Consider the following 12,851-nt stretch of genomic DNA (forward strand, 5'->3'; position numbering starts at 1 on the left):
TCATTTTTTTGCAGGCATACCAGGGCGCTTTGTTTTTTTCTCCAGATTGATATTGCTCCCCACCACGCCAATCATAATACAAACAGCCCCGGCAAGATGATACCAGGCCAGGCTTTCGTTGAGAATCACAACTCCTGCAATCATCGTCACAATGGTAGATACATGATTAAAAGCACTCATTTTAAACGCCTCAATTCGCGACAGCGTATAGTTAGACAGAAATGAAGTGACAAGTGAAGACAGCACGCCCAAATACACAATGGCGAGAACGAAGCCGGGCTCCCAGAACGGCAGAAAATAAGTGCCGACTGTTCCCGCCGCTCCGTGACGCACAAGGGCGATGGCGTTGAAGACGACAAAGCCGATGGCTGACATGATGTAGGTGAGCTCGGTCAGCTTGAACCGCTGCGTCATTTTTCTGGCAGCAGTATTGTACATCGCTGAAGACAAAGCGGACAATAGGATCAGCAAAGACCCTTTTAAGCTGGCTGATTCCACGTCAACGCCTTTCATCACAAAAATAAACATGACGCCGGCAACGGATAAAACTGTGAATCCCTTTTGCGTCCACGTTGGGCGTTCCTTTAAAACATAAGCGGCAAAGACCATCGTGAAAATCGGAATGGCTGCCTGAATAATTCCCGCTTCAGAGGAGGACGAGTACACAAGGCCGAATGCCTGAAAGCTGAAAAATAACGCGGGATACAGCAGGGCGAGCGGCAAAATGGCAATGACGTCCTTTATGCGGATTGATAGCTTTACCCAGCCGAATAAGATCGATATAGTGGCCGCAGCAAACGCAATGGTGAACCGATGCGCCAAAATATCAAACGGCTCTGCTGTTTGCAGTGCGATTTTTACGAATAGAAAGGATAAACCGATAATGAACGAATATAAAATAGCCGCTATATAAGCGGGGGCTTGCTGATGTTTAACCATAATGGGAAGTCCCTTTATTGTATGGCCGCGGTCAGAACGGTACAATGAGAAAAACAATGAACTGTACCGGTACAAAACAGGGGGAGAAGGCATGGAGAAATATATGAGTCTATTAATGAGGATAGAGGAGATGATGCAAAGCACCGCCTATCAAGAAGGAGACAGGCTTCCATCTATCCGTCAGCTGTCCGCCCGCTACCAAGTCAGCAAAAGCACAGTGATCCGCGCGCTGCAGGAGCTGGAAAAGCGCCACCTTATCTATTCTGTTCCGAAAAGCGGCTATTATATTGTGAAAAAGACAGGGAAATCAAAAAGCGGGCAGCCTGGCCCCATCGACTTTGCCACATCTGCGCCGGATCCAGATGTGTTTCCGTATCTTGATTTTCAGCACTGTATCAACAAAGCGATTGATACATACAAAAACGATTTGTTTATTTATGGGACGCCAAAGGGGCTTCCATCACTCATCCGCGTACTCCGAAAGCTCTTGGCCACTCAACAGGTATTTGCGGATGAACGGCATATTTTCATTACATCAGGTGTCCAGCAGGCGTTATCCTTGCTTTGTGCCATGCCGTTCCCAAATGGGAAAGAGAAGATTGCCATTGAACAGCCGGGCTACCATTTGATGGTCGAACAGCTTGAGACGCTTGGGATTCCCGCTATCGGGGTGAAACGAACGGAAGAAGGGCTTGATATAGCCGAGGTTGAGCGGTTATTTCAAACAGAATCGATTAAATTTTTTTATACGATGCCCCGCTTCCATAACCCGCTTGGCTGCTCTTTGTCAGAGCGTGATAAACAGGAGCTTGTGAGACTGGCAGAAGCGTATGATGTCTACCTCGTTGAGGATGATTACCTCGGTGATCTGGAGGAAAATAAAAAGGCAGATCCGCTGTACGCATATGATCTGTCCTCACATGTCATCTATTTGAAAAGCTTCTCGAAATGATGTTCCCCGGCCTTCGCGTGGGGGCGGCTGTTTTGCCCGAAGCGCTGACTGACAAGTTCTATGTGTACAAAAAACTGAACGACATCGACTGTTCGATGATTTCTCAAGCGGCATTGGAGATTTACCTGAAAAGCGGTATGTACGGCAGGCATAAGGAGAAAATCAGAGATTCTTATAAAGAGCGGTCGCTGAGGCTACATCAAGCCATTCAAACACACAGGCAGCTGGGAAGCGGCCGCTTTACGTTCTCCAGCTGGCAGGCACCCTGTATGCACACCCATCTGGTGCTTCCTCAGGATCTGCCCGCCTCAAGAGTGATTCATAGACTGAAAAAACAAGGGGTGATCCTTGAGGCGATAGACCGTCATTATTTATCAGATTATCAGAAAGAAAATCTATTAAAAATCAATATTTCCAATGTGAAAACGGAAGATATTGAGCGAGGTGTCAAGTTGTTGATGAGCCATTTATAAAAGCTCTTCGTACGAGACCATTGTGATATCCTCGGGGAAATCAGGGTGTGCGGCGCATACAGCCATTTTGTAGCCGGGATCGACCTCATACGTTTTGATATAGCATGGGGAATGGCTGTCCGGAAGCTCAATGGATACTTGTCCGTCCTGATGCAGGCGCACTGAAAAGGAATCAAGCGGAAGCGATAAGCCTTTGCCTTCCTGTTTGATAAAGCTTTCTTTCATTGACCATAGATGATAAAAATAGTCTGTCTGCTCGTCCTTGTCTTTTGCTAAAAGGTCGCTGTACTCTGTTTTTGAAAAGAAGCGCTTGGCGATCTCAAGGCTGATCGGTTTCGTTTTTTCGATATCTATGCCGATCGGCTGTGAATCAAACGCACCAATGACCCAGCGGCCGGAGTGAGAAATGTTGAAATGAGCGTCGGGAAGATCAGGGATGCACGGCTTCCCGTATTCCTGCGTGCTAAAGCGGATATCGGATTTGTCCAACTGATACTGCCTGCTTATGACTGAGCGAACGAGCACATCTCCCAGCAGGGTGCGGTGAGCATCTTCTTTATGATAAAATCTCCGGCATTTCTCCCGTTTTTCAGGTGATATGAAAGTCATGAACCGTTCATTTTCTTCCTGTGAAAGCGGGCGGTCCATATAAATTCCGTAAATCTTCATTCTAGATCCTCCGTCTGCAAAAGATTGTCAAAACCATCCTATCATACTTCCACAAGACTCATATAGAGGAGAAAATAAAAAAACAAAGCCAAGGCGGCTTTGTTTTAGTGTACAGGCGGAGATGCTTTCACAGCGGCTGTCCGCCTTGCCACAGCATAATTCAGCAGCTGGATTGACTGGGGCAATGAAAAGCGCAAAATAAGTCCGGTGAGGATGGCGGTCAAAATGGTGCCAAAACCGATCGGCCCACCCATGCCCCATGCCGCAAACAAAATGGTTATTTCCATGCCGTTCCGCACCCATTGCACATTCCAGCCGGTTTTTTCGGTAATCAGCATCATCAGTGAATCACGCGGCCCCGCGCCAAGGCCTGCTGATACATAAACACCGACGCCGTAACCGATCAGCACCACGCCTAGAGAGAAGACGATGATCGAGCCTGTGTAGGTCGAGGGGGCAGGCAGAATGAAATTGAAAAAATCTATAAATACACCAATGAGCACCATATTCAGGAGGGCCCCAATTTTCGGCCAAGCTCTCGTAAACAATGACGTGAATCCGACGATGAGCGCTCCAATAATGATGGACCACTGGCCGACGGTAAGCCCGAAGTGCTGAAACAGGCTGTAATGAAATGCATCCCACGGACTAATGCCGAGTGCTTTTCCTTCTATCGTCAGGGATACACCAAAAGCCAAAATGATCAAACCGGCAAAATAAAATGTCCAGCGCAGAACAAGTTCTTGCTTCACGTGAGGTCCCTTCTTTCGTAAAAATCAGTCGATTGTCATTGTAGCACATCTGACAGAAGGGCGGAATAGGCGAAAGGGGCTCAACAAAAAAACAGGGCCGCCGCAGGCGCCCTGTTTCAGCGTGTTGGCAAACCCTTGCATTCGTTGTCAGGCCTGTGCTTCAGTGCTCACGAATTTAACATTCGCTGTGCTCCAATGCTCCCCCTTCCTAGACTTCAAAGGTTTTCAATCACGCTGAAAATCACAAAATCCTAAAACGAAAATCGTTTTAGGATTTTATCAATAATCTGAAACAGGGCGCTGGCGCCCTGTTTTTCTTATTACAGCGGGTTCAAAATCCGGTTCAAGAACCGCTGTGTCCGTTCTTCTTTTGGTGCAGAGAAAATTTGCTCCGGCGGTCCTTGCTCCACGATAACGCCGCCGTCGATGAAGATGACTTCATCCGCAACTTCCTGCGCGAACTTGATTTCGTGGGTCACGACGACCATGGTCCAGCCTTCATTGGCCAAGTCCTTGATAACCTTCAGCACCTCTCCGACAAGCTCGGGATCAAGCGCTGAGGTCGGTTCGTCAAACAGCATGAGCTCAGGCTGAATCGCCAGTGCGCGGGCGATGCCGACGCGCTGCTGCTGGCCGCCGGAAAGCTGGAACGGATATAAATCCATTTTGTCCTTCAATCCGACTTTATCAAGAAGCTGAATCGCTTCTTTTCTGACTTCCTCTTTGTTCCGTTTTTGCACCTGAATAGGGCCCTCCATCACGTTTTCGAGGGCTGTGCGGTGCGGGAACAGGTGATACGCCTGAAACACCATTCCGGATTTTCGGCGAAGCTTTAGGATATCCGCCTGTTTCACCTTTTTAGAGAAATCGATGGAGAAATTATCAAATGCAAGCTCTCCGCGATTCGGGATCTCCAGAGCGTTCAGGCAGCGAAGCAGCGTCGTTTTCCCTGAACCTGAAGGCCCAAGTATGGCGATGACTTTTCCTTTTTCAATCTTCATATCTATCTTTTTTAAAATTTCATTTTCACCGAATGATTTGTTTAATCCTTTAACGGTAAGCATACTCGGAACCTCCTTATTTGGCCACGTAGCGGTCAAGACGCCGTTCGATGACATGCTGGACGAGTGAGAGCAGGAAGCAGATAATCCAATAAATAAAGGCTGCTTCAATATAGATCACTAAAATTTGATCAAGATTCCGCGCGCCGATTTCCTGGGCTTTTCTGAACAGCTCAGCGACCAGAATTTGAGAGGCGAGGGATGTATCTTTAATCAGGCTGATAAAGGTATTGGATAATGGCGGGATCGACACACGAAACGCCTGCGGCAAAATGACGCGGAACAGCGTTTTTTGATGTGTCATGCCAATTGTGTAGCCGGCTTCCCATTGCCCTTTCGGCACGGATAAAATAGATGCCCGAATGATTTCAGATGCATAGGCGCCGACGTTTAAAGAAAAGGCGATAACTGCGCTTGGAAATGGATCTAATGTGACGTTAAAGGCCGGGAACAGATAGAAAATGATGAACAATTGAACGAGAAGAGGAGTGCCGCGTATTGCGGATACGTATACGCTGAACACCCATCTCAAAGGTCTCACTTTCGACATTCTGGCAAGCGCCGTAATCAGCGCCAGGATCATTCCGAATATAAAGGAAAGAATCGTAAGGGGAATCGTATAGTAGATTCCCCCTGAAAGTATCGGCCAGAATGACTGCTGCACCAGATCCCACGGGATCGCCGTGCCAAGCGTCAATGCCGGCAGATTATTTAGAAACATCTTCGCCGAACCATTTTTTAGATATTTTAGAAAGAGTCCCGTCCTCTTTCATTTCTTTTAATGCTTTGTTGACTTGATCAACAACCTCGCCGCTTCCTTTACGGAACGTGAAATATGTTGACTGAGGATCACCTGTTTCAAACGCGATTTTCACGTTTTTATTGCCAGATGTTTTTAAGTAGTTCAATACGGCAAGCTTATCGTTGTATGTCATATCGACGCGGCCTTGCTGGATCATTTGAAGGGCCTGCGCCATACCTTCAACGCCTTCTACTTTAGCGCCGGCATTTGTAGCTAATTTGTTGTAGTTGCTTGTCAGTGATTGAGCTGACGTTTTTCCTTTTACATCTGCTTCAGACTTAATATCGTTGTTGTCTTTTTTCGTTACGACAACGGCTCTTGATGTTGTGTATTTATCTGAGAAATCATATTTGTCTTCACGATCTGTTTTTCCGACTTGGTTGGCAACAACGTCAAACCGTTTGGAATTCAGGCCGGCAAACATACTGTCCCACTGTGTTTCCTTAAAGTCGACTTTAAGCCCGAGGCGTTTTGCGACTTCTGTGATAACTTCGACATCATAGCCAGTCAATTTATCAGTGTCTTTGTCGTGGTAAGTGAACGGCTCATATGTTCCTTCCGTTCCGACTGTGAGCACACCTTTTTTCTTAATTGAAGCCCAAAGATCGCCATCTTTGGCATTATCTTTTGACTGATTGTCATTTCCTGCTCCGCAAGCTGCAAGAGCTGCAATACTTACGACCATGAATAAAGCCAATAATGCTTTTTTCATCTTATTCCCCACTTTTCTGGTTGATTTTATTGAAATAAAAAAATAGCTTACAAATCTAAAGGATAACTTTTTTTTAGTATGAGTCAAGTAATTGGTTTTCATAAGGCAAAATCTTTTAAAATAAATCCAAAAATTGCTGTGCCGGTTTAGGCAAATAACTGTCCGTTCTCCACATGACAGCCGGTGTCATAATGAAGGGATTATTTTCGATATGGACGGTGTGAACGTGATTTCTCATATGAACGGGAATCATTGTGACGGGCAAAATAGACGCGCCGAATCCGGATGACACGAGGCTGAGCAAAGTTGCAGAGTCGTGGCATTCACAAACAATGCGCGGCTCCAGGTTCAAACGATGAAATTCATTCATGACCTGATTATAAACGCCTTTTCCGTTGACAGGCCGCAGCAGGATCAGCGGAAATGAAGGAATGTCCTCCATCTTAATAGTGTCTCCGCACGGATATCCGGCTTCATCTGAAAGCACGAGCACACATGGAATGTCATCAAGCTGTTTGAATTGTACTGTGTCACTTTTGATCAGTGTTGTCGTGACCGCCGCATCGATTTGCCGGCTTTCCAGCAGTTCCAACAGTGTCGCGGGTTCATTTTCCCAAATATTAAAGGTGAGATGGGGGTATCTCTCTTTGATCTGTGTTACTTTTTCAAGCATCAGAGCCGCGCAATAAATCGTTGATCCCACGGCAAGTGTGCCGGCTACTTCCTCCTTCAGCTCCTGTACCTCAATGACTGCATCTTCAAACCTATGCAGAATCTCTTTTGCTCTTTTTAGAAAAACAGCTCCTTCATATGTAAGAGTCATTTGTTTTTTCTTGTTCCGGTCAAACAGGACAACACCAAGTTCGTCCTCCAGCTGTTTGAGCTGCCTGCTTAAAGGCGGCTGCGCCATGTGAAGCTTTTTGGCTGCGGACGTGATTTTCTGTTCTTGGGCAATGGTAATGAAGTATCGAAGCTGGCGAATATCCAAAAGAAAGCGCCTCCTTATCATACCTTTTAGGTATTAAATATAGATTTAATAGATATTTTTCATATGGATATATCAGGAGTATGATTGAAATGAAAGCAGAATTCAAGCGTAAAGGAGGGGGCAAAGTGAAACTCGTTGTCGGAATGACAGGGGCAACAGGGGCCATTTTCGGGGTCAGGCTGCTGCAGTGGCTGAAGGCCGCCGGAGTGGAAACCCATCTCGTTGTGTCTCCTTGGGCAAACGTCACGATCAAACACGAAACAGGCTATACCTTACAAGAAGTAGAACAACTGGCCACATACACCTACTCACATAAGGATCAGGCGGCAGCCATTTCAAGCGGGTCGTTTGATACCGATGGAATGATTGTTGCGCCGTGCAGCATGAAATCTCTCGCAAGCATTCGCACCGGAATGGCGGATAATCTGCTGACACGTGCGGCGGATGTCATGCTCAAGGAGAGAAAAAAACTCGTCCTCTTAACGAGAGAGACGCCTTTGAACCAAATTCATCTCGAAAATATGCTAGCGCTTACGAAAATGGGCACCATCATTCTTCCTCCGATGCCGGCATTTTATAATCAGCCGAGAAGCTTAGAGGAAATGGTTGACCATATTGTATTCAGAACGTTGGACCAATTCGGCATTCGGCTTCCTGAAGCGAAGCGCTGGAATGGGATTGAAAAACAAAAAGGAGGAGCTTGATCATGGCTTATCAAGATTTCAGAGAATTTCTCGCTGCCCTTGAAAAAGAAGGACAGCTGCTTACAGTGAATGAAGAGGTAAAGCCGGAACCGGATTTAGGGGCCGCCGCACGGGCAGCCAGCAATCTTGGCGATAAAAGCCCTGCGCTCTTATTTAACAACATTTACGGCTATCATAACTCGCGAATTGCGATGAATGTCATCGGCTCTTGGCCAAACCATGCCATGATGCTGGGCATGCCGAAAGACACACCGGTAAAAGAACAGTTTTTTGAATTCGCAAAGCGTTATGACCAGTTTCCGATGCCGGTCAAACGTGAGGAAACAGCGCCATTTCATGAAAATGAAATCACAGAAGATATCAATTTGTTCGATATACTGCCTCTTTTCAGAATTAACCAGGGTGATGGAGGCTACTATTTAGACAAAGCATGTGTCATTTCCCGTGATCTTGAGGACCCTGACAACTTCGGCAAACAAAATGTCGGCATTTACAGAATGCAAGTCAAAGGAAAAGACCGCCTTGGCATTCAGCCTGTCCCGCAGCACGATATTGCAATCCATCTGCGCCAAGCTGAAGAACGCGGCATCAACCTTCCGGTCACTATTGCGCTCGGCTGTGAGCCGGTCATTACAACGGCGGCATCGACTCCGCTTCTCTATGATCAATCAGAATACGAAATGGCAGGTGCGATTCAAGGCGAACCATATCGCATCGTCAAATCAAAGCTGTCTGATCTTGATGTTCCGTGGGGCGCTGAAGTGGTGCTTGAAGGTGAGATTATTGCCGGAGAGCGCGAATATGAAGGGCCGTTCGGTGAATTCACAGGCCATTATTCCGGCGGACGCAGCATGCCGATTATCAAAATTAAACGCGTCTATCACAGAAACAATCCGATCTTTGAACATTTATACTTAGGCATGCCTTGGACAGAATGCGATTACATGATCGGCATTAACACATGCGTGCCGCTTTATCAGCAGTTAAAAGAAGCGTATCCGAACGAAATTGTGGCAGTGAACGCCATGTACACACACGGTTTAATCGCGATTGTTTCCACAAAAACCCGCTATGGCGGATTTGCGAAAGCGGTCGGCATGCGCGCACTCACAACGCCGCACGGACTCGGCTACTGCAAAATGGTCATTGTCGTTGATGAGGATGTCGATCCATTCAACCTTCCGCAGGTCATGTGGGCGCTTTCGACCAAAATGCATCCGAAACACGATGCGGTCATCATTCCGGACTTATCTGTCCTGCCGCTTGATCCGGGATCCAATCCATCAGGAATCACTCACAAAATGATTCTTGACGCCACTACACCGGTTGCGCCGGAAACAAGAGGCCATTATTCACAGCCGCTTGATTCTCCGCTAACAACGAAAGAATGGGAACAAAAACTAATGGACTTAATGAATAAATAAGGAAAGGATGTTCGAAATGCATACATGTCCTCGATGCGACTCAAAAAAGGGAGAAGTCATGAGCAAATCGCCTGTAGAAGGCGCATGGGAAGTTTATCAGTGCCAAACATGCTTTTTTACATGGAGATCCTGTGAACCGGAAAGCATTACAAATCCCGAAAAATACAATCCAGCGTTTAAAATTGATCCAAAGGAAACAGAAACAGCAATTGAAGTTCCGGCGGTGCCGGAACGAAAGGCTTGATCGGCGTGAACAGTATGTCAGACCGTCTCTTTGAGCTGCTTGACGGGAGATGCCTGAATGAGAAGCAGCATGAGGCCTTCGTTCTGCAAACAGTATCAGAGGATGGCTGGCCGCATGCCGCTATGATCAGTGCGGGTGAAATTATCGCGCTGAGCCGAACTGATATCCGAATCGCTCTGTGGAAAAACACAATGACTTCGGCCAACATCCTTCGCACAGGAAAAGCACAGTTCACGGCGTGGTGGAAGGGAGCGGCCTATTATGTAAAGCTTGAATGCGCGCCTTTACCGCCTTTGAAAGATGCCGAATATGATAGAGACCGTTTTTCCTGCCGCATCGTTTCAGTGAAGGAGGACGTTGCGAAATACGCTGATTTGACTTCAGGTGTCCGTATACAGCTTCACAGCCCTGAAGAGGTGCTGGGCAGATGGGAAAAGACCCTGGAAGATTTAAAGCGGTAATATCGATAGCCTGACGCCATGCGTCAGGCTTTTTTTATATAATGAAAACAAAGGGGGCGTGAGAAATGGAACGTGCGGGGATCTGTCACTCGGACGGCTTTGATTTAGCTTATCGAATTGAGGGCGAGGGCGCACCCATCCTTGTGATCGGGAGTGCGGTTTACTATCCGCGCCTTTTTTCCTCAGATATCAAACAGAAATATCAATGGGTCTTTGTCGACCATAGGGGATTTGCTAAGCTTAAGCGAGGGCTTCGTGCGGAGGATTCGAGGCTTGATGCCGTCTTGGCTGATATCGAAAGGATGAGAACATTTCTTCAGTTTGAGGATATTATTATCCTGGGGCATTCCGGGCATGCTTTTATGGCTTTGGAATATGCCAGGACATATCCTGAACATGTCCGGAAGGTGGCGCTCTTCAATACTGCGCCTGATAACAGTGAAGAAAGACAGCGAAAAAGCGAATCATTTTTCATGGAAACAGCCAGCCTTGAGAGAAAGAAACGCTTTGAAAAAGATATCGCGAATTTGCCGCAGGACATTGAAAAAGATCCTGAAAGACGCTTCGTGCATATGTGTATTCGCGCTGAAGCGAAAAGCTTTTATCAAGAGCGGCCGCATGCAGCTGCCTTATGGGATGGCGTATTCACGAATATGCCGATCATTGATGAATTATGGGGCAATACATTTGCCCGGATTGATCTTCTTCAGCGGTTAGCTGATGTTCGTATGCCGGTGTATATCGGATTAGGGAGATATGATTATTTGGTTGCACCCGTTTCGCTATGGGATGCTGTTGACGGTTTATATCCCCATGTGGATAAGGTTATTTTTGAAAAGAGCGGCCATCAGCCGATGCTGGAAGAACCGGAAGCCTTTGATCAAAGCTTCAGCAAATGGCTGGATCAATAAAAAAACAGCCCGCAGATCAAAATCCGCGGGCTGTTTCTGATTATAAGACCCCTTTCATCGCGCGTTTGATCATCGGCGAGAGCAGCAGGAGAATGCCGCCAAGAACGATAGAAATCAAACCGATGGTGCCGAAGTACATTGTTTCAGGAATTTTATCAAACAATCCGGCTACTTGGGCATTGATCGCTTGGGCTGCTGCGTTCGTCAGAAACCACATACTCATTGTCTGTGCAGAGAAGGCAGCTGGTGCCAGTTTCGTTGTCACGGATAAACCGACTGGAGACAGGCACAGCTCTCCAAGCACGACAAGCAGGAAGCTGAGAACGAGCCAAAGCGGGCTTACGAGTGCTTCTTTTCCTTGCATAGCAGGGAATACCATAATGATAAATGACAATCCGGCTAAAATAATTCCGATTGAGAATTTAACTGGTGTAGACGGCTGGCGTTTGCCAAGCTTCATCCAGAGCCATGCGAATATTGGCGCAAAAATGACGACAAACAATGGATTTAATGATTGGAACCATGATGATTGAAGTTCGAATCCGCCCAATGAAAGTCTTATGCGTTCATCAGCGTATACCGCAAGAATGGTCGCTCCCTGTTCCTGAATGGCCCAGAACATGACAGCACCGATAAACAAAGGAATGTAAGCGGCAAGACGGGATTTTTCTGTGCTGTCCGCTTTTTTGCTTGTAAACATGATGATGAAATAAATGACAGGAATCAAAATACCGAGAATACTTACAAGGTCGATAAAACGATTGATCGTCAGCACGCCTGTTTGTACAGAGATCATCACTGCGATCGCCACGATGATAACACCGATTCCGGTGCCAATCGCAGATTTTTTAGACAGCGGATTCGGCACATTGGAACCTGCAAGCCCGAGGTTTTTCTTTCTTGTCAAAGCAAAAACGATAAGTCCGAGAAGCATTCCGACCGCGGCAGCTCCGAAGCCGAGATGATAGTTGTACTTCTGTCCGAGTGTTCCGACAATTAACGGTGCAAGTAAACCACCGAGGTTAATCCCCATGTAGAAAATACTGAAACCTGAGTCGCGGCGCGGGTCTTCTTTCGTGTAAAGATCCCCAACCACGCTTGAAACGTTTGGTTTTAATAAGCCTGTTCCGACAATAATAAGCACCATGCTGATATAGAATGCGATCGCGCTGCCCGGATAGGCGAGTGCAATGTGGCCGAACATAATGAATATGCCGCCGTAAAACACGGTGTTTGCGGTACCGAATACCCGGTCAGCGAGCCATCCGCCAATAATGGTGGACATGTATACGAGTGATCCGTAAATCGACATAATGGCAACCGCAGTGCCCTTGTCAAAGCCGAGCCCTCCATTTACCGTCTCTGTATACAAATAGTAAAGTAAGATTGCTCTCATTCCATAGTAAGAGAAACGCTCCCAAAATTCGGTGAAAAATAGTGTAAATAGTCCTCGCGGGTGACCAAAGAACCCTTTTTGCGGGACGCTTTTAATGATACTTTCGTTATCAATCGAAGCCATGTCAGCCAAACCCTTTCTAAAAAAAGTGTATTATAAAAATCATATTCTTATATAATACTTGTGTCAATATAATTTATACTCATTTCAAATAGTTCCATATTGGAAAAATTATAAATACCTAAAAATAGTGATTTCCTCCTAATTTTTAAACTTTTTATCGTGAGATTTTCTTACACAACTATTCCTTTATATTTTTTTAATAAAATTTTAGAGAAATGTACAAGCAGATCGGGCCTTTGT

The 12,851-nt window shown here is 46.3% G+C and carries 13 protein-coding genes and 1 pseudogene; 6 read left to right on the forward strand and 8 right to left on the reverse strand.

What is annotated here, in order from left to right; genetic code table 11:
* Nucleotides 1–939 carry a DMT family transporter gene (locus MHB62_RS02050; protein ID WP_032722906.1) on the reverse strand — a complete coding sequence of 313 codons (939 nt, stop codon included), beginning with the start codon at nt 937–939 and terminating at the stop codon, nt 1–3.
* 91 nt (nt 940–1,030) lie between these two features.
* Between MHB62_RS02050 and MHB62_RS02055 the strand changes: the two are divergent.
* Nucleotides 1,031–2,364, forward strand: a pseudogene (locus tag MHB62_RS02055) (PLP-dependent aminotransferase family protein).
* On the opposite strand, the gene MHB62_RS02060 reads toward MHB62_RS02055, so the two are convergent.
* The 6 genes from MHB62_RS02060 to bsdA form a co-directional block, all read right to left on the reverse strand.
* On the reverse strand, nt 2,359–3,033 hold the full coding sequence (locus MHB62_RS02060; RefSeq protein ID WP_015715234.1) for a 4'-phosphopantetheinyl transferase: 675 nt from the start codon (nt 3,031–3,033) through the stop codon (nt 2,359–2,361). The pseudogene MHB62_RS02055 and the gene MHB62_RS02060 overlap by 6 nt on opposite strands.
* Nucleotides 3,034–3,137: 104 nt before the next feature.
* Nucleotides 3,138–3,785 carry a YitT family protein gene (locus MHB62_RS02065; protein WP_014475783.1) on the reverse strand — a complete coding sequence of 216 codons (648 nt, stop codon included), beginning with the start codon at nt 3,783–3,785 and terminating at the stop codon, nt 3,138–3,140.
* 320 nt (nt 3,786–4,105) lie between these two features.
* The gene (gene tcyC / locus MHB62_RS02070) at nt 4,106–4,849 is read right to left on the reverse strand and encodes a cystine ABC transporter ATP-binding protein TcyC (protein ID WP_032722907.1); all 744 of its coding nucleotides are present in this window, start codon (nt 4,847–4,849) and stop codon (nt 4,106–4,108) included.
* A gap of 13 nt (nt 4,850–4,862) precedes the next feature.
* Nucleotides 4,863–5,567 carry a cystine ABC transporter permease TcyB gene (gene tcyB / locus MHB62_RS02075; RefSeq protein WP_003234541.1) on the reverse strand — a complete coding sequence of 235 codons (705 nt, stop codon included), beginning with the start codon at nt 5,565–5,567 and terminating at the stop codon, nt 4,863–4,865.
* Nucleotides 5,554–6,360 carry a cystine ABC transporter substrate-binding lipoprotein TcyA gene (tcyA, locus tag MHB62_RS02080; protein WP_015382752.1) on the reverse strand — a complete coding sequence of 269 codons (807 nt, stop codon included), beginning with the start codon at nt 6,358–6,360 and terminating at the stop codon, nt 5,554–5,556. Before tcyA ends, tcyB begins: the two co-directional genes overlap by 14 nt.
* A 115-nt stretch (nt 6,361–6,475) precedes the next feature.
* Complete coding sequence (gene bsdA / locus MHB62_RS02085) at nt 6,476–7,348, reverse strand: transcriptional regulator BsdA (protein WP_003234533.1); 873 nt, start codon at nt 7,346–7,348, stop codon at nt 6,476–6,478.
* Between the two features lie 89 nt (nt 7,349–7,437).
* Between bsdA and MHB62_RS02090 the strand changes: the two genes are divergently transcribed.
* From MHB62_RS02090 to MHB62_RS02110, 5 genes are all read left to right on the forward strand, one after another.
* Nucleotides 7,438–8,052 (forward strand): non-oxidative hydroxyarylic acid decarboxylases subunit B, encoded by a 615-nt coding sequence (locus MHB62_RS02090; protein ID WP_015715236.1) that lies wholly within the window; start codon nt 7,438–7,440, stop codon nt 8,050–8,052.
* A gap of 2 nt (nt 8,053–8,054) precedes the next feature.
* Nucleotides 8,055–9,476, forward strand: a complete 1,422-nt coding sequence (bsdC, locus tag MHB62_RS02095; protein ID WP_032722908.1) for a phenolic acid decarboxylase BsdC — start codon at nt 8,055–8,057, stop codon at nt 9,474–9,476.
* A gap of 16 nt (nt 9,477–9,492) precedes the next feature.
* Nucleotides 9,493–9,720, forward strand: a complete 228-nt coding sequence (gene bsdD, locus MHB62_RS02100; protein ID WP_010886405.1) for a phenolic acid decarboxylase subunit BsdD — start codon at nt 9,493–9,495, stop codon at nt 9,718–9,720.
* A complete protein-coding gene (locus MHB62_RS02105) occupies nt 9,717–10,181 on the forward strand; it encodes a pyridoxamine 5'-phosphate oxidase family protein (RefSeq protein WP_015715237.1) in 465 nt (154 codons plus the stop codon). The genes bsdD and MHB62_RS02105 overlap by 4 nt, the downstream gene beginning before the upstream one ends.
* 65 nt (nt 10,182–10,246) lie before the next feature.
* On the forward strand, nt 10,247–11,092 hold the full coding sequence (locus MHB62_RS02110) for an alpha/beta fold hydrolase (protein ID WP_032722909.1): 846 nt from the start codon (nt 10,247–10,249) through the stop codon (nt 11,090–11,092).
* Nucleotides 11,093–11,132: 40 nt separating this feature from the next.
* Here MHB62_RS02110 and MHB62_RS02115 read toward each other — a convergent pair whose 3' ends face one another.
* Nucleotides 11,133–12,611: a peptide MFS transporter gene (locus MHB62_RS02115; protein ID WP_032722910.1), complete on the reverse strand. Its 1,479-nt coding sequence runs from the start codon at nt 12,609–12,611 to the stop codon at nt 11,133–11,135.
* Nucleotides 12,612–12,851: the final 240 nt, after the last annotated feature.

Source organism: Bacillus sp. FSL K6-0255 (assembly GCF_045040725.1).
In the GTDB taxonomy this organism is placed as follows: Bacteria; Bacillota; Bacilli; order Bacillales; family Bacillaceae; genus Bacillus; species Bacillus subtilis.

What these genes read in the sequence shown, in the direction of transcription:
- MHB62_RS02060 (WP_015715234.1), bottom strand. Translation starts at nt 3,033, where the DNA reads ATGAAGATTTACGGAATTTATATGGACCGCCCGCTTTCACAGGAAGAA.
- bsdD (WP_010886405.1), top strand. Translation starts at nt 9,493, where the DNA reads ATGCATACATGTCCTCGATGCGACTCAAAAAAGGGAGAAGTCATGAGC.
- tcyA (WP_015382752.1), bottom strand. Translation starts at nt 6,360, where the DNA reads ATGAAAAAAGCATTATTGGCTTTATTCATGGTCGTAAGTATTGCAGCT.
- tcyC (WP_032722907.1), bottom strand. Translation starts at nt 4,849, where the DNA reads ATGCTTACCGTTAAAGGATTAAACAAATCATTCGGTGAAAATGAAATT.
- bsdC (WP_032722908.1), top strand. Translation starts at nt 8,055, where the DNA reads ATGGCTTATCAAGATTTCAGAGAATTTCTCGCTGCCCTTGAAAAAGAA.
- MHB62_RS02090 (WP_015715236.1), top strand. Translation starts at nt 7,438, where the DNA reads ATGAAAGCAGAATTCAAGCGTAAAGGAGGGGGCAAAGTGAAACTCGTT.
- tcyB (WP_003234541.1), bottom strand. Translation starts at nt 5,567, where the DNA reads ATGTTTCTAAATAATCTGCCGGCATTGACGCTTGGCACGGCGATCCCG.
- MHB62_RS02110 (WP_032722909.1), top strand. Translation starts at nt 10,247, where the DNA reads ATGGAACGTGCGGGGATCTGTCACTCGGACGGCTTTGATTTAGCTTAT.
- MHB62_RS02050 (WP_032722906.1), bottom strand. Translation starts at nt 939, where the DNA reads ATGGTTAAACATCAGCAAGCCCCCGCTTATATAGCGGCTATTTTATAT.
- MHB62_RS02115 (WP_032722910.1), bottom strand. Translation starts at nt 12,611, where the DNA reads ATGGCTTCGATTGATAACGAAAGTATCATTAAAAGCGTCCCGCAAAAA.